The organism is Salaquimonas pukyongi (assembly GCF_001953055.1).
Classification (GTDB): domain Bacteria; phylum Pseudomonadota; class Alphaproteobacteria; order Rhizobiales; family Rhizobiaceae; genus Salaquimonas; species Salaquimonas pukyongi.
Map to the genome: position 1 here is coordinate 1,559,168 of NZ_CP019044.1, position 22,019 is coordinate 1,581,186.

Here is a 22,019-nt window from a genome sequence, read left to right on the forward strand (position 1 = left end):
GCATGAACGGACCGGCCGGTTTTGTCTTAGCGGATCGGCGGTGCGTACTGCAGGCCACCGCGCGACCAAAGGTCGTTGACGCCTCGCGAAATCTTCAGCGGGGTGTCCGGGCCGACATTGGCTTCAAACACTTCAGCATAGTTGCCGACGAGTTTGATCACGTTGGCCGCCCAGTCGTTTCCAAGACCAAGCGCGGCACCGAATTCACCCTCGGTACCAAGCAGACGCTTGATGCCCGGATTGTCGGAGCTCATCATCTCGCCGATATTGGCTTTCGATACGCCCAGTTCTTCGGCGTTGACCATTGCGAAATGTACCCACTTCACAATGTTGAACCACTGGTCGTCGCCCTGGCGGACAACCGGGCCAAGCGGCTCTTTGGAGATGATTTCAGGCAGAACCTGGTGATCGTTGGGGTTCGTCAGCTTCAGGCGCTGTGCATACAGGCCGGACTGGTCGGTCGTATAAACGTCGCAGCGTCCTGCATCATAGGCAGCAACAACCTCATCGGCCTTTTCAAAGGCAACAATCTCATACTCCAGCTTGTTGGCGCGGAAGTAGTCGGCAACGTTGAGCTCGGTCGTGGTGCCGGTATTGGTGCAGACAGAAGCGCCGGAAAGTTCGAGCGCGGATTTAACACCAAGATCGTTGCGGACCATGAAGCCCTGGCCGTCATAGTAGTTGACGCCGGCAAAGTTGAGGCCCAGCGTGGTGTCGCGGGACATCGTCCAGGTGGTGTTGCGCGAAAGCACATCAACTTCACCGGACTGCAGCGCGGTAAAGCGTTCCTTCGCAGAAAGCGGTACGAATTTCACCTTGGTATCGTCGCCGAAGACCGCTGCGGCGATGCCGCGGCAAAGGTCAACGTCGAGACCGGTCCAGTTGCCGGCGGAGTCCGGATTGGAGAAGCCGGGCAGTCCCTGGCTCACGCCACACTGGACAAAGCCTTTGGCCTTCACATCGTCAAGGGTTGCCGCGGAAGCGGCAGTCGTTGCCACGCCCATTGCAGCTGCACCGAGTGCGGCGGAGAGAATTTTCTTGTTCATCAAAACAGCCTTTTCTGTTGTTTTGCTCTGGTTGGCCGGTGCCCGCCCCTGGTGAAACATTCCTGCAGTGGCACAATTCCACCACGGCATGCCTCACGAAGCCGGTTCACCGGATTCATGCGAATCGAGTTGCCAAGGAAAGAGAAATTTGTGCGCAACGCTCCAAGCTGCGGCAAGCCGAGCCCGGTTCAAAGCGTCACATTGTAGATCCTCCCCTCGGACAACTCGTCCGATGTGTCACCATCACAAAACATAATGGCGTAAAGGTCAAGGGCGTTTGACGCCATTTGTATGGAAATGCGGTCTTTGCGCAAATAAGGTGAACAGGGCTGCCATGGGTCCGGGATATTCCTCCCGGCAGCATTGCCTGGAATTCCTCCGCCCGCACGCCGCGAGGCCCCGCCTGGAGCGAAGCCCGCAGGCCAACAGCGCGAAGTCAGAAAATGGCGGAGAGGGTGGGATTCGAACCCACGGTACGCTTGCACGCACGCCGGTTTTCAAGACCGGTGCATTCAACCACTCTGCCACCTCTCCGGATGCGGACGCGCCGCCTGTGCCGCGTTGCGGTCGATACAAGTGCCTAATGGGCCATTCGCCACAATTTTTCAACCATTAGTGCCGTCCGGGCATCAACGAATTTTTGAAAAACCTGAAGGGTTTGAAATCCGATGAAAAAAGGACCGGCGCGAGCCGGTCCTTTTGACGATGCATCAGGGATATTGCCGAACCCGGAAAACCCCGTTTACGCCGGTTTACTGCGGCAACTGGTCGTCAACACCTTCGACGTAGAAGTTGATGCCCAGCAGTTCGCCGTCTTCAGCCACCTGACCGTCTTCAAGCCAGACCGAGCCGTCCTGTTTCTTGACCGGTCCGGTAAACGGGTTGAACTCACCGGACTTGATCTTCGCTTCGGTTTCTTCGGCCATCGCCTTCACATCGTCCGGCATGTTGGTATAGGGCGCCATGACCACATGGCCTTCTGCCATGCCGGCCCATACATCCACCTGTTCCCAGGTGCCTTCCAGAACGGCCTTGACCCGCTCGATGTAATACGGACCCCAGTCGTCGATGATGGCGGTAAGCTGTGTCTGCTTGCCGAAATCGATCATGTCAGAGGCCTGGCCGAACGCCTTGACACCACGCTCGGCAGCAACCTGCATCGGCGCCGTGGAGTCGGTGTGCTGGGTGATGATGTCGGCGCCCTGGTCAATCAGCGCCTTGGCGGCGTCTGCTTCCTTGCCCGGATCAAACCAGGTATTCGCCCAGACGACCTTCAGCTTGAAGTCTGGATTGACCGACTGCGCACCAAGGGTGAAGGCATTGATGCCCATGACGACCTCGGGGATCGGGAAGGATGCAATGTAACCGGCAACGCCGGCTTTTGACATCTTGGCCGCGATCTGGCCCTGCACGTAGCGTCCTTCATGGAACTTCGAATTATAAGTCGACACGTTGTCGTGCTCGCGCTTGTAGCCCGTGGCGTGCTCAAACTTCACATCGGGAAACTTTGCTGCAACCTTGTTGGTCGCGTCCATATAGCCGAAGGAGGTGGTAAAGATGATGTTGCAGCCTGAACGGGCAAACCGTTCAATGGCGCGTTCTGCATCCGCGCCTTCCGGCACGCTTTCCAGGTAAGCCGTTTCCACCTTGTCGCCCAGCGCCTCTTCAAGGTCGAGCCGTCCACGGTCATGCTGGTAGGACCAGCCGAAATCCCCGATCGGGCCCACATAGATGAAGCAGGCCTTTACCTTCTCCATCCCGTGGCTTGCCGCAAGGGCGGAGCCGGCACTGAGCGCCAGTGCAAATGCGGCTGCAATTCCGAGCATTTTTTTCATGACATTCCTTCCTGTTTGTTTCCGGATTGTGTCCCGGTTTCTGTGATGTATCAGCGATCCGGCACGAAGCCGCGTCCCAGCATGGCCGGCGTGTTGATCAGTGTCAGCCTGCGGTTTCTGGAAATCAAGACCAGAACCGCGATCGTTGCAAGATAGGGCAGCGATGAAAGAAACTGTGCGGGAATGGATTTCAGCAGCGCCATGATGCCATAGACCGGCCCCGGCAGAAATTCCAGATCGCCGAGGTTCAGCGCCTGGATATGCAATTGCATGATGGTGATGGCCCCGAACAGATACGCCCCGAACAAAATACGCCAGGGCCGCCAGGATGCAAAAACCACCAGCGCAAGCGCAATCCAGCCGCGCCCTGCCGTCATGTTCTCGATCCACTGGGTTGTGTAGACCAGCGAGAGGTGCGATCCGGCAAGCCCGGCGCAGGCACCGCCGAACATCACCGCCAGATACCGCACCCGCGAAACACTGATGCCAAGCGCATGGGCGGAGTGGTGATTATCGCCGACACTGCGCAGGATCAGTCCGCCCTTGGTCCTGAACAGGAACCAGGAAACCGCGAAAACCAGTGCGATGGAAACGTAGAACAGCGCGTCCTGGGCAAACAAAAGCCGCCCGATCAGCGGTATCTCCGAAAGTACGGGAACGACAATGGGCTGCAGCTTGACACCCGGAACGCCAACAAACGCCTCGCCCCACAGGCCGGAAAGGCCGAGGCCCAAAATGGTCAGCGCGAGGCCGGTTGCCACCTGGTTGGTTACCAGGGTTACGGCCAGAAAGGCGAACAACAGCGAGAACAGGGCACCGATCACCATGCCGCCCAACGCGCCGACATAGGGATTGCCGCTCATCTGGGCAAAGGCAAAACCGCCAATCGCCCCCATGATCATCATGCCTTCCACGCCCAGATTGAGCACGCCCGACCGCTCGGCCACCAGTTCACCCATGGCAGCGATCAGCAATGGCGTTGCAGCGGTAAAAACGGTCAGCAGTATGGCTTCCGTCATTCCCATCTAGCTGTTCTCCACTTTTGGGGATGATACCGAACGGGCGGTTACAAACCGGATGCGGAAGTGGATCAGCGTATCGCAGGCAAGCACCAGGAAAAGCAGCATGCCCTGAAACACCCTTGCCGACTTGTCGGAAATCTGCAGCGAAATCTGCGCTGCTTCACCGCCCAGATAGGTCAGCGCCAGCACCAGTCCTGCAACGATTGCACCCAGCGGGTTCAAGCGGCCCAGAAAGACGACAATGATGGCGGCAAAGCCGTAACCGACCGAAAGCTTCTCATTAAGGTGCTGTACGGCGCCGGCAACCTCGATAATGCCGGCAAGCCCGGCCAGAGCCCCCGAAAGCAGAAAGGCAAAAAACGTCATTTTGGCTGAAGAAAACCCGGCAAACCGCCCTGCCCTGGGATTTTGGCCGAGCACCCGTACTTCAAAGCCTTTCATCGTTCTGGTAATCATCAGCCAGACCAGCACGGCGGCAACAACGGCAAACAGAATGCCGATATTGGCCCGGCCCGAAGCCGGAAACATCTCCGGCAGCAAGGCGAAGTCGTTGAAGGTGACGGTACCGGGAAAGCTGAACCCCTGCGGATTGCGCCAGGGCCCGCGCACCAGCCAGTCAACGAAAAGCTGTGCCACATAGACCAGCATCAGACTGGTGAGAATCTCGTTTGTGTTGAAGCGGCTTTTCAAAAAGGCCGGGATGGCGGCAAAGGCCGCACCGCCCGCCATGGCGAAGACGAGCATCAGCGGCAGGGTGATGAAGGACTGGAAATCCGGCGCCAAAACCGGAATGGCCGATCCGGCAACCGCCCCCATCAGGAACTGTCCCTCCGCACCGATGTTCCAGTTGTTGGAAAGATAACAGACCGACAGGCCCACCGCGATCAGGATCAGCGGCGTTGCCTTGATCAGCAATTCATGCAGCGACCAGGTCTCCGTCAGCGGTTCGATGAAATAGGAATACATCGCCTGAACGGGGTCCTTGCCGAGCGCCATGAACACGATGGCGCCCAGCAAAACGGTCAGCAACAGCGCAATCACCGGGGACAAATAGGAAAACAGTTGCGACGGCATCTGGCGCCTGGAAACTTCAATGCGCATGCCCGGCCCCCACATCATGGGTTTCACGGGAGTCGCGCTCGGTATGGGCACCGCCCATCAGCAGGCCGATTTTTTCCCGTGTCACCTCGCCTGCCCGCCCCGCTTCGGCAATGGTGCCGTCATGCATGACGAGTATGCGGTCGGCCACCTCGAAGATTTCGTCCAGATCCTGGGAGATCATCAGCACCGCAGAGCCCGATGCCGCCAGGTCGATCAGGGCCTGGCGGATACGGCTTGCTGCCCCCGCATCCACGCCCCATGTCGGCTGGTTGACCACCAGGATCGATGGTTGCCGGTCGAGTTCGCGCCCCATGATGAACTTTTGAAGATTGCCGCCAGACAAAGCCGATGCGGCAGGATTTTCAGCCGACTTGCGCACATCCATGTCGCTGCAGATGCGCTTGGTGGCCTTTTCCACCATCTCTTCCCAGACAACGCCCAGCCTGCCGAACCGCTGAAAGGCGACCGAATCGGAAGCATGACGTGCCAGCAGCAGGTTTTCGGTCAGTGTCATGCCGGGAACCGCGCCATGGCCCAGCCGCTCTTCGGGGACGAAGGCGGCGCCAAGCTTGCGCCGCGCATTGATGTCGAGATTGCCCACCGCCTGCCCGCGCATGACGATCGCGTCATTGGCCGAGGTTACCTCGCCGGAGACGACGTCAAACAATTCGCTTTGCCCGTTGCCCGCCACCCCGGCAATTCCCGCAATTTCGCCCGCCTTGACCGAGATGGCGATGTTTTTCAGGCCGATTGCAAACGGCGTTGCCGGCGGCAGGCTGGCATCGCAAACCTCAAGCAGCGCTTCGCCTGCCTGTGCCGTGCGTTCCTGCCGCTGTACTTCGGCTACCTCGGAGCCAACCATCATGGAAGCAAGGCTTGCAGCCGTTTCCTGCCGCGGGTCGCATTCGCCCACCACCTTGCCGTGGCGCAATATGGTGGCGCGGTCGCACATCGCTTTGACTTCCTCAAGCCGGTGCGAAATGTAGAGGATGGAACGGCCCTCATCGCGCAACCGCTTCAAGGTGACAAACAGGTTGTCAGCCTCCTGCGGCGTCAGCACGGAGGTTGGCTCGTCAAGGATGATCAGTTCGGGATCCTGCAGCAGGCAACGCACGATCTCCACCCGCTGGCGCTCGCCGACGGAAAGATCGCCGATATGCGTGGAGGCATGCAGTGGCAGGCCGTATTCTTCCGACAGGCGCTCGGCATCGCGCGCCACCTGCTCAATGGTATGTCCCGGACCCAGCGACAAAACGATGTTGTCGGCAACGGTGAGCGACTCAAAAAGCGAGAAGTGCTGGAAGACCATGCCGATGCCAAGCGAACGTGCAAAGGACGGGCTGGTGACCTTGACGGCCTCCCCCTTCCACACAATTTCGCCGGCCGTGGGATGCAGCGAACCGTAGAGCATTTTGACGAGGGTCGACTTTCCGGCGCCGTTTTCACCCAGCAAGGCGTGAATTTCGCCCTTGCCGATCGACAGGTCGAGTGAATCGTTCGCCTTCAGCGTGCCGAATATTTTCGTCAGCCCGCGAACGTCCAGCAATGGGGCATCACCGGCTGCGCTACTCGCCATCGGTTGAGCTCATTTGGTTCCTCCTCCTCGTCCTACTAGGTACCAAACAAAATGCATTGTCCAGCGCCGGTTTGCTGCGGGCGCTGCCTGAAGCCGATTATTCACAGGGGCGCAAGTAGCGGGCAAAGAAAAACCGCCGCAAACCTTGCGGCGGTTTGAAATTTGATTGCAAAAAAATCCGGCCGTGCAAGAGCCCGATTTCCCGCAGTAAGGAACTTACCGGTTAACGGCTTCCTTCAGCGCCTTGCCCGGCTTGAACCGCGGGGCCTTGGATGCCGGCACCTGAATGGTTGCTCCGGTTTGCGGATTGCGGGCTGTCGTTGCCTTTCGGTTGGCAACCACAAAGTTGCCAAATCCGACGAGACGCACTTCATCCCCCTGGCTGAGAGCCGAGGTAATGCCACCGAGCACCGCATCTACAGCTTCGGATGCCTGGGCTTTTGTTATGGATGCCTGATCAGCAACGGAAGCAATAAGCTCGTTTTTGTTCATCGTGTTTTCCTTTCAATAGGCGCGCACGCGCATTGCACCTCTGCAAAATCGCACTTTTCGGCGAAGCGGCACAACAAGAATCCCAGTTTTCAGGGCTTTTTGGCCCGATTCGGTGTATTTTTCGGATTTGTCAATGCCCGCTTTGGTGCCGAATTTGCCGTTGCGGGACACACAAGGCAGGTTTATCGCCAGGCTGCGATTCGTGGAAAAACCTCAGGTTGCGGCCAAATTGAAGCTGCTTCGCCCGATCACGGAGAGCGCTCTGTCCTTGCCACCGGCCGCCGTGGTGGCAGGAAAAATCCGGCAGAAGAACGTTCATCATCAGCCCTTGCCATAAAGAAAAACCCCGGCTGACAGACAGCCGGGGTTGAGCAGTCTCAAAGGTGACAGAACCCGATGATCAGTGCGGCACCGAAGACGCCTGATTGTCGCTGCGGCCGAGCATCGCCTGCCGCGCGCGTTCTTCATCCTCGGCGGTCCATTCGATGGCAACCGGCTTGCTGACCAGCGCATGTTCGAGCACCTGATCGATGTGCGAAACCGGAATGATCTCCAGCCCGCTCTTCACATTGTCAGGAATTTCAGCAAGGTCTTTCGCGTTTTCTTCCGGTATGAGGACCTTCGAAATCCCGCCACGCAGGGCCGCAAGAAGCTTTTCCTTCAGCCCGCCAATCGGCAGCACCCTGCCCCGCAGCGTGATCTCGCCCGTCATCGCAACATCCGAACGCACCGCAATGCCTGTCATCACCGAGACGATTGCCGTCGTCATGGCGGTGCCGGCTGACGGACCATCCTTGGGGGTCGCGCCTTCAGGCACATGGACGTGAATGTCCATGCGGTCGAACATCGGCGGCTCGACGCCGAAGTCAGCCGCTTTCGAGCGGACATAGGATGCAGCGGCCGAAATCGACTCCTTCATGACATCCCTGAGGTTTCCGGTAACGGTCATCTTGCCCTTGCCGGCCATGGAGACACCCTCAATGGTCAGCAATTCGCCGCCCACCTCCGTCCATGCAAGACCGGTCACAACGCCGACCTGATCCTCCGTCTCGGCCTTGCCGAAGCGGAATTTGGTCACGCCAAGGAAGTCGCCGACATTCTTTTCGGTGACCTTGACCGACTTCTTGTCGCCCTTGAGGATCTCGGTAACCGCCTTGCGCGCAAGCTTGGAGAGTTCGCGCTCCAGGTTACGTACGCCAGCTTCCCTTGTGTAATGGCGAATGATCTCGCGGATCGCATCGTCGCTGATGGAAAATTCCTTCGGCTGCAATGCATGGTCGCGGATCGTCTTGGGCAGCAGATGCCGCTTGGCAATCTCCAGCTTTTCATCTTCGGTGTAACCGGCGATGCGGATGATCTCCATGCGGTCCATCAGCGGGCCGGGAATGTTCAGCGTGTTTGCGGTCGTTACGAACATCACGCTGGAAAGATCATAATCCACCTCCAGATAGTGATCGGCAAACGTGCTGTTTTGTTCCGGATCAAGCACCTCAAGCAGTGCCGAGGACGGATCACCCCTGAAGTCCATTCCCATCTTGTCGATCTCGTCAAGCAGGAACAGCGGGTTGTTCTTCTTCGCCTTTTTCATCGACTGGATGACCTTGCCGGGCATCGAGCCGATATAGGTGCGCCGATGGCCACGGATCTCCGCTTCGTCGCGCACGCCGCCAAGGGCCATGCGCACGAATTCCCGGCCCGTGGCCTTGGCAATCGATTTGCCCAGCGACGTCTTGCCGACCCCGGGCGGTCCGACCAGGCACAAAATGGGACCCTTGATCTTTTTCGCCCGGCTCTGCACGGCCAGATATTCGACAATGCGTTCCTTGACCTTTTCCAGGCCGTAATGATCGGCATCAAGGACTTCCTGGGCCTTGTTGATGTCCATCTTCTTCGTGGAGCGCTTGCCCCACGGAATGCCCAGCAGCCAGTCAAGATAATTGCGCACGACGGTCGCCTCTGCCGACATCGGACTCATCTGCTTGAGCTTTTTCAGCTCCGCATGGGCCTTGTCGCGGGCTTCCTTGGAAAGCTTGGTCTTTTCGATGCGCGCTTCCAGTTCGCCGAGTTCGTCCTTGCCGTCCTCGCCTTCGCCCAGTTCCTTCTGGATCGCCTTCATCTGCTCGTTGAGATAGTATTCGCGCTGGGTCTTCTCCATCTGCCGCTTGACGCGGCTGCGGATGCGCTTTTCCACCTGCAGCACGGAAATCTCGCTCTCCATCATGGAAAGGATATGCTCCAGCCGGTCCTGCACGCCCAATATGCTCAGGATCTCCTGTTTTTCGCTGAGCTTGATCGCAAGATGCGAGGCGATGGTGTCGGCCAGCTTGGAATAGTCGTCAATCTGGCCAACGGCACTGAGAACCTCCGGCGAAACCTTCTTGTTCAGTTTCACGTAGTTCTCGAACTCGCTGACCACCGAGCGCGCGGTCGCCTCAATGGAAACCGGATCGCTGACCTCGTCCTCGATCACCTCGCAATGGGCTTCGAAGAAATCACTGCGCTCGGTGAACTGAATGACCCTTGCCCGCGATACGCCCTCAACCAGCACTTTGACGGTGCCGTCCGGCAGCTTGAGCATGTGCAGCACCTTGGCCAGCACGCCCGTATCATAAAGAGCTTCGGGCGTCGGGTCGTCATCGCCAGCCTTTTTCTGGGTAAACAGCAAAATGTGATGATCCTTGTTCATCACATCCTCGAGCGCGGCAATCGACTTCTCGCGGCCGACAAACAGCGGCACGATCATGTGCGGAAAGACGACAATGTCCCGCAGCGGCAACAGCGGGTAAACTTCGCCGGTGCCCAATCCGATATCCGATTTTCCGGTATTTGCCATGTTGTATTCCTGTCTGGCCCTTCGGCCTTTGGGTGATTCAGTGCCATGGTACCATCCAACGCCAGTCAAAAATACCGCATCTGGGGTTTTACGGCAGTTTTTCGAAGGCTGCGGAAACCTGCTGGAGTGCAGGCGCCGGCACGGGTGGCGGGAGCACCGAAATGCTTGGTTGAAAAAGAAATGGGGCCGCCTGATCCGGGTTTCAAGGGCCGCCGGTCAGGCCTGTTCAAGGGTTTCGCGATGCTGGGAAGCGAAGCGAATCAGCGAGTTGATGCCCGACAGGCCGAGCTTGCGGCAGATGTTCTGGCGATGGCTGTGAATGGTGCGCACCGAAAGGTGGTTGCGTTCGGCAATCTGGGCGCTGGAAAGGCCTGCCGCGATGAGTCCCAGTACCTTGCGTTCGCTGTTGGTCAGTGCCGACAGTTTCTCCTCAATGCCGTCGGGCGGCGCAGCCAGTTCCCCAAAACATCCTCTCCCGCCGTGCCGGTTGATGAACTCATGAAAAACCCGCCCGAATTCACGCTCATCGCCTTGATCAGTTCATCGCCAGCATCCTCCTTGGCGACAAAGCCGTGGCAACCGATTTCCCGCGCCCTGGCAACGAACTCGGCCGACGAATACATCGACAAAATGACGATGCGGCAGGCCGGGTGTATTTCGAGCACTTTTTCTGCCGCTTCGAACCCGCCCATGCCGGGCATGTTGAGGTCCATTACAATGGCATCGGGCTTCAATACGCCCGCCTGATAAATGCATGCTTCGCCGTCGCCCACCTCCGCCAGGACGTCAAAGGAGTTTGCTTCACCGAGTATTTGCCGCACGCCGTTTCGAAATACCGGATGATTGTCGGCAATAATGACGGTCTTGCTCATGACTGCGCCTTCCTTGATTCCGGCCTTGATTCCGGCCTTGATGCAGGAAATGTCAGCCGGGCTCTCGTGCCCTCCGGGGATTGTTTAATGGTAAATCTGCCGCCGAGAATTGCCGCGCGTTCATCGACCACGGCCAATCCTATGCCCTCCCCGTTCACGGCCGAACCGGCTGTGCCGTTGTCACCGACCTCCACAATGACCTTGCCGCTTTCCCCTGTCAGCTGGATGTTGATCAGATCGCCGCCAGAATGCCGCAATGCGTTGGATACAAGTTCCTGCACGACGCGATAGACCTGTAATTGCTGGTTTCTGTCGAGTTCCAGCGCAGGCTCGACATCGAGTAAAATTCGAACATCGCCGGATTTTGCAAGCCGGGAGCGCAATTCCTTCAGCGCGCCGGCAAGCCCGAGATGGTCAAGTGCGGCAGGGTGAAGATCATGGGAAATCCGGCGGATGTCATCGAGCAGGTAACGTGTTTCGCGCTCCACATCCTGCAACACGGCGCCAGCCTTGCCGCCGGTGCCGTTGCGCCCGGCGCGGCGCAACCGGCTGACAATCGTCACCAGCCCCTGCCCGGCACTGTCGTGGAGTTCAGCAGCAATTCGGCTGCGTTCGCGGTCAACCCGCTGAAGCAATTGTTGTTTGGAGCGTTCGGCAACCTCAATGCGCGCCCGGCGCTCCGCCTGGCGTTCGCGCTCGGTGACCGTCAACAGATACGCAAGCGTCAGGGTGAACAGCAGTGCTTCGAATACCAGGGTTATCTCGGCGTGATGTGCGCCAATCCGGCCGAGGTTCCAGCCGGTGAACTGTTGGGCAATTCCGGCAATCATTGAGGGGACGATCACCGCAACAACCGGGACCAGCAGAATCTGCGCCCGTTCATTGCCCTGTCTTGCCCGTGCAACCAGCACCACAATCATCGCGATGGCGGCGGCAATCCAGACCGCAATTACACCCAGCGCCGCCTGCCAGTATGACAGAAACACCCAGCAAGCCAGGATGATCATGTTCAACAGCGGCCAGATGTAAAACACCGGCCGCCGCGCCAATCCCCGCCAGTCGCCCGGATGGAGGAAATGATAGGCAAACAGAACGGCGAAGATACCCGGCCCTGCCTCCGACAGGACCATCACCTTGTTTGAAAGCCAGGGTTGTTCAGGCCATAGATAGGCCGGGCCGACACCGGTTAGGTAGAAATCCAGAAACAGTATCGAGAGTGTGTTCAGCGCGTTGAAAAGATAGGTCCACTGGCCGACGAGCCAGCCCAGTATCAGATTGTAGCCGACAAGAGACAGAATACCGCCGAAGAAAAACAGCCGTGTCATCAAGGTCTGACGCGAACGGGTGTGAAACGCTTCAGCAGCCATGATTTTGACCGGCGTGATCAGCAGCGCCGGCTGACGGGTTTCCAGAACGTACCGCAAACCCGCTTCATCAGGGGACCCAAGGGACAAGGGAAAGGCCACCTCCGCGGTTTGCAGTGGCTGCCGGCTGGCAGGCACCGCGTCGCCCGAATAATAGGTTGTGACCGCCTGGCCGCTACCGTCGCACAGGTGCAGGCGGGCATCGTCCGATCTGGTCGTCAGAAAAATCACGCTGTCGCCAAGGCCGGGCAGTTGCGTTGTGTTTATTTCATGCAGCGTTATCCGGTTTCGCGGCCCGGTTTCGACGGCATCCACTTGTTGCCGCGGTGTGACGGGCTGCTGCGCGCAGGGTGAAAATTCCTCACCGCCCACTTCAAGCGGCGTCAGGCGCGCGGAGAAAATCTCGAAAGGTAAAGGAAACAGCTTCGGGCCGGCGAGCAACACAGTCAGATAGGCAAGACCCAGGATGAGTCCCACCACCAGCAAGCCCGACAGTTTGGCCCTGAAATCCTCCAACAGCCTCTCATTCATCCGTGATGTGATCAGCTAAGACTATCACAGCCTGATCGCCATCCCATACGCAACCTTGCTTAGGAAAATACGCAAGCTGGCGGATGGCTCAAAGCGCATCCTTTTTCCGATACTCAAGCCGGTTCTTCGGACCATGATCAGGACAACGCACCGCTCCCGGCGGTGGCGCTGCATGAGGAAAACAGCTGTATGAAACGTCGCGACGTAATGAAACTGGGGGCCGCGGCACTGGCAGCCACCGCAGCCTCACCAAAGCCTGCAAGGGCTGTCCGCATGGCAGGCAGTACTGATTGCGCACCGGTATCCGGCGATCAGGAAACAATCGCCAATACAGCTTTCTATATTCCCGGTTATTGGCCGCAGTCGGTTTATTTTGCCGGCGTTCCCGCCATCCGCCACAAACATCTCGCCCGTGCCATCCCCGATGGGTATTACGGCAGCATCAAAATGCTTACGCGGCTGGCGGGCGATGGCAGCGTAAAACAGGCCCTGTTTCCCGTTGGCGGTCATGACGTTGTCATATCGCCCGATGGAGGGATCGGCTTTTTCGGTGCCCTCGAACGGCAGGACTATGTGAGTTTTGATCCGCAAACCCTTGATCTGGTAGCCATGGGTAAACCCTATGCAAGCGGCTGGATCGGGGGTGGTCACGGCACATTCATTGACAACGGCAAATTGTTGGCAGTCTCGGAGCGGGCACCCAAAACCCCTTATTCCGGCAAGCCAGCCAGCCATTACGGGCGCATTACCCTGCGCGATCCGCAAACCCTGAAGATCGTCGAATCCTATTCTTCTCACGGCATCGCGCCCCACGACATCTGCCTGCTGCCAGACGGCCGGCATCTTGCGATCGCAAATTACGGTTCGGTGGTGGCGCAAAACCACGCTGACTACGCCATTCCCCGCAAGGTGGTTGAATCCTCGGTGGTTGTCATTGATCTTGCAAACGGAAAACGCGTCGCCAAGCAGACAACCGGGAAGGAACGGATCGAGACGCGGCATCTTACCGCCCTCGATGTTGACCGCATATTCGCGATCAAGGTCGAGATGGCCGCAACCGGCAGGGACCAGATCCATCTGAAGAACCAGCAATACGCTTACGAAGGCGATTTCACCACGCCGGACGATCATTGCTATCTGCCGACGCCCCTGATTGCCCTGAACGCAGCGAACAGCGCCATCAGGGAAATCGGCGAAGGCAGCGAGCGCGGGTTCATGCGCCAGGGAATCGGCATCAAATACGAGGAGCAACACGGCGAGGTTCTGGTGACCTTCCCCTCCTCCCACAGCCTGTTTGTCATCGATGCAGCCACCAGCGAAGTCAAACAGCGCATCGACACAGCGGCCATCGGCCTCGACTATCCCTGCGGCCTGAGCATGATACCCGGCTCCCCCTTTTATGCGGTCAGCGGCTACTGGAAGAATCTCTTCATCTTCCGGCGCGGCAGCCACGAACCGCTCCGGGAGCTTTGCCATTACGCCTCGTTCTTCGGCCACAGCCACATGACGGCGGTTCGAACAGGCTGACGTTCACAGGCACGGCCTAAGCAACCTTGCTTAGGCAATTACGCAAGGTGGCGGATACCAACCCGGCCGGATTGTCCCGAAACTTCCCTGGACCCGTGGGTTCCGAATTTGCAGGGGCACGGAATCCGGAAGTCGGCACAGTCGAAATCACATCTGGAAAGGAAGATACCCATGCAATCCATCCCGCACACCAAAGCCCGCAGGCTGGTGGTGTTGAGCGCCGGTGCACTCATGCTGGCAACATTGTCCGGCGGACCGGTTTCCACAGCTGATGCAGCATCCATACGATTGGACCCCGCATCCCGCTATTACCATAAAGAAGCGGTGGAGGTGACCCAGGTTGCCATCAAGAACAAGGCCCAGGCCCGGCGTCATTTGGCGAAAATCAAACGGCTGACCAAAAAGCTGAAAGCGCAAAGCGCCAAACTCAAAACGGCAACCGCCAAGGTCAAACGGATCACCGCAACCCTGCGCTAACATTACAAGAGGCAATGACATGAAACGCTTGATACTAAAACCATACCTGTTTCGCCTGTCGGCGGCATTTCTGCTTTCTGCAACAATCAGCCTTGCAGATATCGCCGTGACCGGAACGGTTTTCAGTCCTGCTTGGGCACACAGTGGCGGCGGTGGCAGCAGTGGTGGCGGTGGCAACGGTGGCGAAAGCGGCTCCACACGGTCCTCAGCCCGCAGTCCCCACCGCGATGTCCGCCTTGCTGCAGCCGCGCTGGTGGAGGCCGTGCGCACCATGCGCGAGGCACAGGAAGCTCTCGACTTGATCAAGTCCAATCCCGGCGGAGCAGCGGCTATTTTCGACAATCTGGATCAGTTCAACGAAGCGGTTTCACAACTCAATGCCGAGGTACGCACAGCCAGAGCACGTGCCCATGGCGCCATTCAGGCACTGACGGTCTTTCTGGATCGAGTAGGCTTCACCGATCCCAAAAGCAGGCTGAAGGGATCCAAGCTCAGCCGCGCGCACACCCGTGCTGCTGCCGCGCAGAACTACTCGGTGGTCGGCAATCTCGTCAACGAAGCAAAAAAGGGTCTCGACAAGCTGTATTGAAGGCCTGTCTCGGGCAGAATCCTCACGCCCCACCCTGCCCGGATAAAAGGAAACCGCCGTTTTAACGCGGCGGTTTCTTGATTCTTCACGTTGAGGCGTTGCAGCTTATGCGCTTGCTTCCTTTTCCTCGGATTTTTCCGAATAGATATAGAGCGGGCGGGCATTGCCGGTGACAACTTCCTCCGAGATCACCACCTCTTCGACGCCTTCCATGGCAGGTAGTTCGAACATGGTGTCCAGCAGGATCGATTCCAGAATGGAACGAAGTCCCCTCGCCCCGGTCTTGCGCTCAATGGCCTTTTTGGCGATCGCGGCAAGTGCATCCTCGTGGAAGGTCAGTTCGACATTTTCCATCTCGAACAGCCGCTGATACTGTTTGACCAGTGCATTCTTCGGCTCTTTCAAAATCTGGATCAGTGCATCTTCATCGAGATCTTCCAGCGTTGCCAGAACCGGCACACGGCCGACAAATTCCGGGATCAGGCCGAAACGCAACAGGTCTTCAGGCTCCACTTCGCGGAACAGTTCCCCTGTCTTGCGATCCTCCGGCGAAGCCACATGAGCGGAAAACCCGATGGAGGTTTTGCGCCCGCGTTCGGAGATGATCTTGTCGAGGCCGGCAAAGGCACCGCCGCAGATAAACAGGATGTTGGTGGTATCGACCTGCAGGAATTCCTGCTGGGGATGCTTGCGCCCGCCCTGGGGCGGAACGGAAGCGACCGTCCCTTCCATGATTTTCAACAATGCCTGCTGAACACCCTCGCCGGATACGTCGCGCGTAATCGACGGGTTGTCCGACTTGCGGGAAATCTTGTCGACTTCGTCGATATAGACAATGCCGCGCTGAGCCCGGTCGACATTGTAGTCGGCGGACTGCAACAGCTTCAAAATGATGTTTTCCACATCCTCACCCACATAGCCGGCTTCCGTCAGCGTGGTGGCATCGGCCATGGTGAAAGGAACATCAATGATACGGGCCAGGGTCTGGGCCAGCAGCGTCTTGCCGCAGCCGGTCGGGCCGATCAGCATGATGTTCGATTTAGCCAGTTCAACTTCCTGGTTGGCGGATGCATGCGCCAGGCGCTTGTAGTGGTTGTGAACCGCCACCGAAAGCACCCGCTTGGCATGCCCCTGCCCGATCACATAGTCGTCGAGTACAGTCAGGATTTCCTGCGGCGCTGGAACGCCGTCGCCCGACTTGGTCACGGAGGACTTGTTTTCCTCGCGGATGATGTCCATGCACAGTTCGACGCATTCATCGCAGATGAAGACGGTCGGACCGGCGATCAGTTTGCGGACCTCATGCTGGCTTTTGCCGCAAAAGGAGCAGTACAGCGTGTTCTTGGAGTCGCCACCGCCATTTCCGCCACTGGAGATCTTGCTCATGCTACTTCCTCAAATTCGCGGCTCCATCAACCGCCAAAATTCCAACAAGCCGGCCCCACTTGTCACCATACCGTCATGCGCCGCAGTCAATCACCTGTTGCCGGTTGAGGCAATATGGACGCAGTGATTCTCCAACTCTATCCGCGAAAACGTGACGATAGCCTTAATTTCAGGCGCTTTCGGGGTTCGCGGGCGGAAAATTTGCCGCAGCCTGCACACAGATGATGGTCAACAAGGCACCATTCGGCCGCACGTGCGCCAGGCGATGGTGCCCTTGATTCTGCCTGCATGGACTGCAAAGACCGTTAACTGTCCCCTTCTTCAACTACCCGCTTGTCGATCACCTGATCGATCAGGCCCCATTCCTTTGCCTCTTCCGAGGTCATGAAGTGGTCACGGTCAAGGGTCTGCTCAACGGTCTCGTAGTCCTGGCCGGTATGCTGGACATAGACTTCATTCAGCCGCCGCTTCATCTTGATGATGTCCTGGGCATGGCGTTCGATATCGGAGGCCTGGCCCTGAAACCCGCCGGAGGGCTGATGCACCATGACGCGGGCATTGGGCAGGGCAAACCGCATGTCCTTTTCGCCGCCTGCCAGAAGCAGCGAGCCCATCGATGCGGCCTGTCCGATGCAAAGCGTTGAAATGGCAGGGCGAATGAACTGCATCGTGTCGTAGATCGCCATGCCCGAGGTAACCACGCCGCCCGGCGAATTGATGTAGAGGTTGATTTCCTTTTTCGGATTGTCGGCTTCCAGATACAGAAGCTGGGCGCAGACCAGTGTCGCCATCCCGTCCTCGATCGGGCCGGTAATGAAAATCACGCGTTCCTTCAGCAGCCTGGAAAAGATGTCGTAGGCACGCTCGCCGCGGTTCGACTGTTCCACCACCATGGGCACAAGATTCATGGCGAGATCTACCGGGTCTTTCATCAAAATATTCCTTGTATTGATTCTCTGGCTGGCGGCGATTCTTCGCCACTAGACATAGGATAAGCAAACGAAGCGTTAAAGAGGCCGGCTGGCTTATAAATCGGTGACCTCAGACGGCTGCTTTGCCGCTTTATAAAAGAAAAACCCGCCAAATGGCGGGTCGTTCAAAGGCCGAAGCACAAAGAGAGGTTATTCCTCTTCTTCCTTCATCAGTTCCTCGGCGCTGACCGCCTTGTCGGTGACGTCGGCCTGGGCGAGGATGTGGTCGACCACTTTTTCCTCAAACAGCGGTGCCCGCAATCCCGCCACCGCATCAGGGTTCTCGCGGAAATAGTTGAACACCTGCTGTTCCTGGCCGGGATACTGGCGCACCTGATCGTAGATCGCGCGCTGCATCTCTTCCTCGGTGACCTCGATTTTGGCTTCTTCACCAATCTGGGCCAGTGCCAGGCCAAGGCGCACCCGGCGCTCGGCAAGTTTCTGATATTCAGCGCGCGCCTCCTCTTCGGTGGTATCCTCATCCTCGAAGGATTTGCCCGCACGCTCCATTTCGGTCGTCATCTGGTTCCAGATGTTGTCGAACTCCGCCTGCACCATGCGCTGCGGCAGTTCCATCTTGGTCATTTCATCCATCTGGTCCAGAACCTGGCGCTTGATCCTGGCACGGGTGTAGGAGCCGTTGCGTGCTTCAATCTGGCCCTTGACGGCTTCGCGCAGCTTTTCCGCGCTTTCCACACCAAGCTGCTTTGCCAGATCGTCGTTGATCTCGATCTTCTCAGGCTTCTCGACGGCTTTGATCTTCACCTCAAACTCGGCTTCCTTGCCGGCAAGCTGCGTGGCCTGATAGTCGTCGGGAAACTTGATCTTCAGCGTTTTTTCATCGCCGGCCTTGGCGCCAACCAGCTGTTCTTCAAATCCCGGAATGAAACGGCCTGATCCCAGCACAAGGCGGGCATCTTCTTCCGCACCGCCCTCAAAGGGTTCGCCGTCCAGCTTGCCAAGATAATCCATGACCACCCGGTCGCCATTGGCAGCCTTGCCCTTTTTTTCCGAATAGGTGCGCGCGCTTTCGGCAATCTGCTCGACCTGCTCCTCGATTTCCTTTTCGCTGGGCTCGGCGACAGGGCGCTCAATCTTCAGCTTCGACAGGTCGGGGGTGTTGATTTCCGGCATGACCTCATAGGCCATTTTGAATTCGAAATCCTGCTTGCCGGCAAGGATTTCCTCGGCTTCCTTCTCGTCCTCGGTCATCGAGACTTCAGGCTGCTGGGCAGCCTTCTCATTGCGCTCCTTCAATACTTCGCCGGACCGCTTGGAAACGATGTCGTTGACGATCTCCGCCATCAGCTGCTTGCCGTACAGCTTCTTGATATGGGAAAGCGGAACCTTGCCCTGGCGAAATCCGTTGATCCGCACCTTGCCTTTCATGTCTTCCAGACGTTCTGCCAGCCTGCCGGCAAGGTCGTCCTTCGGCACCACGATCTTCAGTTCGCGCTCAAGGCCCTTATTGATAGTTTCCGTAACCTGCATGGTTCCAACCGTTATCCTGTGTTGCATTCCCGCGGCACCGGAGATATCCGGCATTGCGGCTTTCTCCGCTTACCGCCTGTATTTGGTGCGGGTAGAGAGACTTGAACTCCCACGCCTTTCGGCACCAGAACCTAAATCTGGCGTGTCTACCAATTTCACCATACCCGCTGATTGTGGCATTTCACGGCGTAAAGCGGCTGTTCGCACGCTTCAGCGATGTCAATAAATCTGCCGGCGCCGCCCAGGCAGCACCGTCAAACCAGTCGGCGCGGTCTATATCATCCGCCAGTGGTTTGGCAAAGGGGGTTTAACGCATTTTTTGCCCCTTGCCGAGCACGCTTCAATTGCCGTTCAGGACCCGGTTCTGTCGGCAAAACGCCGCGAAACATTATCGAACCGCTGCTGCCATGAAAACCGGCGGGTACCGGCATCAACTTCGCCTGATGAGGGCCAGCTTGATACGGTGCGAATACCGCCGCTTTCGACAAAGACGGCATGGCTTCCAGAAAGTTCCAGATCGCCGCGGGTGATGGTCAATTCGGGCTGGCGCATCTTGCACCGCACGAACCAAAGCCGGGGCGCCAGCAGGATATCGGCGCGGCTGCATTCTTTGGCCAGCAAATCGGGATCATAGACGAGCGAAACCCGCTTTCCCGCTGCGGTAAAACGGCACAAATCCTTTCCGCAAGGCACCAGCGCGGCAAAGTCGGAGAAACTGCCGTTTGGAAGGTAGGCCCGCCGCCAGATTTCGGTGACAAAGCGGTCCCGCCCCGGATTAAGGAGAGAAAGCGTTGTCGCACCGGCATCGTCTTTTCCAGCGGCCGTTTCCATTGCAGGCTGACGGACCGCGATTGTCCGGCCGTTTTGGGCCAGCAGGAGGGCCGGTACGGCCGGAGCGTTTGTTCCGCCCCATGCAAGTGCGGCCATCCACCCGATGGGCACGATGGCGGCAATGCGAAGCCGCGATTGCAGACCGCACAAAAGCACCAGTGCAAGAGCGCCCAGAAGCGGCAATTGCGGTGACAGCAGGCCGGTCTCGTAACCGGGGTGATAGGCGGCAACCTGCCCGGCAATGGCAAGCACGCCATCAATGGCCCAGCCCAGCGGTTTTAGGGCGAGCGCCTCCAATCCGTAGGGCATCAACAGTACCGCGATCAGGCAGAGCGGCATGACCGCCAGCGATACAAGCGGCATGGCAAGGAGATTGGCCACCATGCCAAGGGGAGCAATGCGGTGAAAATGCCATGCCGCAAACAAGGCGGTGGCTGCGCCGGCAATCAGGCTGGTTGTGGCCAGCCCGGCAAAGTATCCGCCAAGCCTGCCAAGAGCGCCCGGCACCTGGCGATGGCGTTCAGCAGCGTTTTGCCAGTCGGTCCATTGCCGGTAGGCGGCAACCAGCGCGGCCACGGCAGCAAAACTCATCTGAAAACCCGGTTGAAACAGGCTGGAAGGCGCGATTGCCAGGACGATGAGCGCCGCAATAGCCACGCTGCGCATGGTAATTGCCTGCCGGTCGAGCATGGCCGCCAGCATCATGACGGAAAGCATGATCCAGGCGCGCTGGGTGGCAACACTGGTGCCTGCCAGAAAAAGATAGAGCGTTGCCGCGCCAAACCCGGCGCCGATCGCCCATTTCTTGATCGCATGGCGTTCGGCAAGGCCGGGCACGAAAAGCAGGCATTGGCGCACCAGCCAGATCACCGTTAGCGCCACCAGCGCCATGTGCAGTCCGGAAATGGCAAGGATGTGGGCAAGCCCGGTGCGGCGCAGGCTTTCCTGGGTAGGCTCGGAAAGACCGGAGCGGTCGCCTGTAATCAGTGCCACGGCAACGTGACCTGCCTGCCCTTCAAGGCCGGTCCGGATACGGGCAGCGGTTTTTTCGCGCACACGGTTCTGGAAGATTACGGCGCGCTCCCGCCAGCCGGGCACAGCCGGCAGAGCTGTTTCAAGCATGGGCACCCCCATGAAGAACCCGGTCATGCCCAGGCCATTGAGCCAGCCGTGATAGGCAAAGTCATACCCGCCCGGATAAAGCGGGGCGGGAAGCGGGCGCAGCCGCGCAAGTCCGGATACCACGCTTCCCGTCGCATCTCCCGGACTGGACTTTCCACCCGAAATCCGGATACGGCCGGGCAGTTCTGCGGGGCTGAACCCTTCTATCGCCAGCGGTTTGATCAGATATCGCGCCGCGCCGCGCCGGGTAAGATCGCTTGCCAGTACAATGCCCCGCACATGGGCTGTGACATCGGCCTGCGGAACCGCCATGGCACGGCGTTGCAGTTCTGCTGCCGCCAGGAGCATGCCGAACGACACGGCAATGAAGGCCCACAGAAGGGGAGCAGCAAGGCCGGCCTTACCGGCACGGCGAAACTTCACCAGCCCGGTAACAATTAACAGCACACCTGTCGTCACCATCAGTGCCCACAGCGAGGGTTCGGCCGGCGCAGCGTAAAACAGCGCAATGCCGGCCGCCATGGCAACGGGCAGAAAGTTAAACCCGCTGGCTTTGGCCATTTCCCTCGCCAGTTCGCGGCCCAGGAAGTCCCGTGCCGAAAGCATCGTTTCTTCTAGACTGAAATAGAGCCTTCGCCCCCTGCCCGCTTCCTGACGTCTGTGGACATCACCACCGAGTGCATTCGGCCAGGTTTCGGCGGAGTCATTTTCATCGCTGGACGTGATTGCGCCAACTGGCAATGATTTCCTGATCGCCCTGCTGTCATCGGGATACAGGCCTTCCGGCAGCCAGGAAGTCACACTTCCCACTGGTGATGCCGCATCGGTTTTCTTCAGTTCGGCCATGCCTGCACCCACGGAATACTTGCTGACGTGCCAGCATCCGGCAGCCGTGGGTTTAGCCCGTCTCAGGGAAATGGCAGCGTTTTCAAGGCGCTGCCCGGAACAGGCGG

17 protein-coding genes and 2 tRNA genes are annotated in these 22,019 nt (G+C 58.4%); 3 read left to right on the plus strand and 16 right to left on the minus strand.

The genetic code is table 11. From position 1 onward, the window contains the following. Positions 1-26 precede the first annotated feature (26 nt). The 11 genes from BVL55_RS07580 to BVL55_RS07635 all read right to left on the minus strand — a co-directional run bounded on the left by BVL55_RS07580 (position 27) and on the right by BVL55_RS07635 (position 12,657). Positions 27-1,046, minus strand: a complete 1,020-nt coding sequence (locus BVL55_RS07580; protein ID WP_075998009.1) for an amino acid ABC transporter substrate-binding protein — start codon at positions 1,044-1,046, stop codon at positions 27-29. A gap of 444 nt (positions 1,047-1,490) precedes the next feature. Then, positions 1,491-1,580, minus strand: a tRNA-Ser gene (locus BVL55_RS07585). Positions 1,581-1,798: 218 nt separating this feature from the next. Further along, the gene (locus BVL55_RS07590) at positions 1,799-2,881 is read right to left on the minus strand and encodes a BMP family ABC transporter substrate-binding protein (RefSeq protein ID WP_075996374.1); all 1,083 of its coding nucleotides are present in this window, start codon (positions 2,879-2,881) and stop codon (positions 1,799-1,801) included. Positions 2,882-2,931: 50 nt separating this feature from the next. Next, on the minus strand, positions 2,932-3,906 hold the full coding sequence (locus BVL55_RS07595; protein WP_075996375.1) for an ABC transporter permease: 975 nt from the start codon (positions 3,904-3,906) through the stop codon (positions 2,932-2,934). Continuing rightward, the gene (locus BVL55_RS07600) at positions 3,907-5,004 is read right to left on the minus strand and encodes an ABC transporter permease (RefSeq protein WP_075998010.1); all 1,098 of its coding nucleotides are present in this window, start codon (positions 5,002-5,004) and stop codon (positions 3,907-3,909) included. Further along, positions 4,994-6,580 carry an ABC transporter ATP-binding protein gene (locus BVL55_RS07605; protein WP_075996376.1) on the minus strand — a complete coding sequence of 529 codons (1,587 nt, stop codon included), beginning with the start codon at positions 6,578-6,580 and terminating at the stop codon, positions 4,994-4,996. The genes BVL55_RS07600 and BVL55_RS07605 overlap by 11 nt, the downstream gene beginning before the upstream one ends. Positions 6,581-6,796: 216 nt before the next feature. Next, positions 6,797-7,072 (minus strand): HU family DNA-binding protein, encoded by a 276-nt coding sequence (locus tag BVL55_RS07610; protein ID WP_075996377.1) that lies wholly within the window; start codon positions 7,070-7,072, stop codon positions 6,797-6,799. Between the two features lie 400 nt (positions 7,073-7,472). Next, positions 7,473-9,905 (minus strand): endopeptidase La, encoded by a 2,433-nt coding sequence (lon, locus tag BVL55_RS07620; protein ID WP_075996379.1) that lies wholly within the window; start codon positions 9,903-9,905, stop codon positions 7,473-7,475. A 216-nt stretch (positions 9,906-10,121) separates the two neighbouring features. Beyond that, entirely contained in the window at positions 10,122-10,397 is a 276-nt protein-coding gene (locus BVL55_RS17280) for a LuxR C-terminal-related transcriptional regulator (RefSeq protein ID WP_083649435.1), read from the minus strand. Continuing rightward, a complete protein-coding gene (locus tag BVL55_RS07630; RefSeq protein WP_075996380.1) occupies positions 10,316-10,777 on the minus strand; it encodes a response regulator in 462 nt (153 codons plus the stop codon). Before BVL55_RS07630 ends, BVL55_RS17280 begins: the two co-directional genes overlap by 82 nt. Next, entirely contained in the window at positions 10,774-12,657 is a 1,884-nt protein-coding gene (locus tag BVL55_RS07635) for a sensor histidine kinase (protein ID WP_162841467.1), read from the minus strand. Before BVL55_RS07635 ends, BVL55_RS07630 begins: the two co-directional genes overlap by 4 nt. 204 nt (positions 12,658-12,861) lie before the next feature. On the opposite strand from BVL55_RS07635, the gene BVL55_RS07640 reads away from it, so the two are divergent. The 3 genes from BVL55_RS07640 to BVL55_RS07650 all read left to right on the plus strand — a co-directional run bounded on the left by BVL55_RS07640 (position 12,862) and on the right by BVL55_RS07650 (position 15,265). Beyond that, positions 12,862-14,199 carry a DUF1513 domain-containing protein gene (locus BVL55_RS07640; RefSeq protein ID WP_083649436.1) on the plus strand — a complete coding sequence of 446 codons (1,338 nt, stop codon included), beginning with the start codon at positions 12,862-12,864 and terminating at the stop codon, positions 14,197-14,199. 171 nt (positions 14,200-14,370) lie between these two features. Then, positions 14,371-14,676 carry a hypothetical protein gene (locus BVL55_RS07645; protein WP_075996383.1) on the plus strand — a complete coding sequence of 102 codons (306 nt, stop codon included), beginning with the start codon at positions 14,371-14,373 and terminating at the stop codon, positions 14,674-14,676. A gap of 19 nt (positions 14,677-14,695) precedes the next feature. After that, complete coding sequence (locus tag BVL55_RS07650) at positions 14,696-15,265, plus strand: hypothetical protein (RefSeq protein ID WP_075996384.1); 570 nt, start codon at positions 14,696-14,698, stop codon at positions 15,263-15,265. A 105-nt stretch (positions 15,266-15,370) separates the two neighbouring features. Here BVL55_RS07650 and clpX read toward each other — a convergent pair whose 3' ends face one another. From clpX to BVL55_RS07675, 5 genes are all read right to left on the minus strand, one after another. Continuing rightward, positions 15,371-16,651, minus strand: a complete 1,281-nt coding sequence (gene clpX, locus BVL55_RS07655) for an ATP-dependent Clp protease ATP-binding subunit ClpX (protein WP_075996385.1) — start codon at positions 16,649-16,651, stop codon at positions 15,371-15,373. A gap of 305 nt (positions 16,652-16,956) precedes the next feature. After that, positions 16,957-17,583 (minus strand): ATP-dependent Clp protease proteolytic subunit, encoded by a 627-nt coding sequence (locus tag BVL55_RS07660; RefSeq protein ID WP_075996386.1) that lies wholly within the window; start codon positions 17,581-17,583, stop codon positions 16,957-16,959. A gap of 189 nt (positions 17,584-17,772) precedes the next feature. Next, a complete protein-coding gene (tig, locus tag BVL55_RS07665) occupies positions 17,773-19,113 on the minus strand; it encodes a trigger factor (protein WP_075998011.1) in 1,341 nt (446 codons plus the stop codon). An 83-nt stretch (positions 19,114-19,196) separates the two neighbouring features. Then, a tRNA-Leu gene (locus BVL55_RS07670) sits at positions 19,197-19,281 on the minus strand. A 183-nt stretch (positions 19,282-19,464) separates the two neighbouring features. Next, positions 19,465-21,912 carry a ComEC/Rec2 family competence protein gene (locus BVL55_RS07675; RefSeq protein WP_156892469.1) on the minus strand — a complete coding sequence of 816 codons (2,448 nt, stop codon included), beginning with the start codon at positions 21,910-21,912 and terminating at the stop codon, positions 19,465-19,467. Positions 21,913-22,019: the final 107 nt, after the last annotated feature.

What these genes read in the sequence shown, in the direction of transcription:
- BVL55_RS07595 (WP_075996375.1), bottom strand. Translation starts at nt 3,906, where the DNA reads ATGGGAATGACGGAAGCCATACTGCTGACCGTTTTTACCGCTGCAACG.
- BVL55_RS07645 (WP_075996383.1), top strand. Translation starts at nt 14,371, where the DNA reads ATGCAATCCATCCCGCACACCAAAGCCCGCAGGCTGGTGGTGTTGAGC.
- BVL55_RS07640 (WP_083649436.1), top strand. Translation starts at nt 12,862, where the DNA reads ATGAAACGTCGCGACGTAATGAAACTGGGGGCCGCGGCACTGGCAGCC.
- BVL55_RS07650 (WP_075996384.1), top strand. Translation starts at nt 14,696, where the DNA reads ATGAAACGCTTGATACTAAAACCATACCTGTTTCGCCTGTCGGCGGCA.
- tig (WP_075998011.1), bottom strand. Translation starts at nt 19,113, where the DNA reads ATGCAGGTTACGGAAACTATCAATAAGGGCCTTGAGCGCGAACTGAAG.
- BVL55_RS07660 (WP_075996386.1), bottom strand. Translation starts at nt 17,583, where the DNA reads ATGAAAGACCCGGTAGATCTCGCCATGAATCTTGTGCCCATGGTGGTG.
- BVL55_RS07630 (WP_075996380.1), bottom strand. Translation starts at nt 10,777, where the DNA reads ATGAGCAAGACCGTCATTATTGCCGACAATCATCCGGTATTTCGAAAC.
- lon (WP_075996379.1), bottom strand. Translation starts at nt 9,905, where the DNA reads ATGGCAAATACCGGAAAATCGGATATCGGATTGGGCACCGGCGAAGTT.
- BVL55_RS07590 (WP_075996374.1), bottom strand. Translation starts at nt 2,881, where the DNA reads ATGAAAAAAATGCTCGGAATTGCAGCCGCATTTGCACTGGCGCTCAGT.
- BVL55_RS07675 (WP_156892469.1), bottom strand. Translation starts at nt 21,912, where the DNA reads ATGGCCGAACTGAAGAAAACCGATGCGGCATCACCAGTGGGAAGTGTG.
- clpX (WP_075996385.1), bottom strand. Translation starts at nt 16,651, where the DNA reads ATGAGCAAGATCTCCAGTGGCGGAAATGGCGGTGGCGACTCCAAGAAC.
- BVL55_RS07605 (WP_075996376.1), bottom strand. Translation starts at nt 6,580, where the DNA reads ATGGCGAGTAGCGCAGCCGGTGATGCCCCATTGCTGGACGTTCGCGGG.
- BVL55_RS07580 (WP_075998009.1), bottom strand. Translation starts at nt 1,046, where the DNA reads ATGAACAAGAAAATTCTCTCCGCCGCACTCGGTGCAGCTGCAATGGGC.
- BVL55_RS07600 (WP_075998010.1), bottom strand. Translation starts at nt 5,004, where the DNA reads ATGCGCATTGAAGTTTCCAGGCGCCAGATGCCGTCGCAACTGTTTTCC.
- BVL55_RS07610 (WP_075996377.1), bottom strand. Translation starts at nt 7,072, where the DNA reads ATGAACAAAAACGAGCTTATTGCTTCCGTTGCTGATCAGGCATCCATA.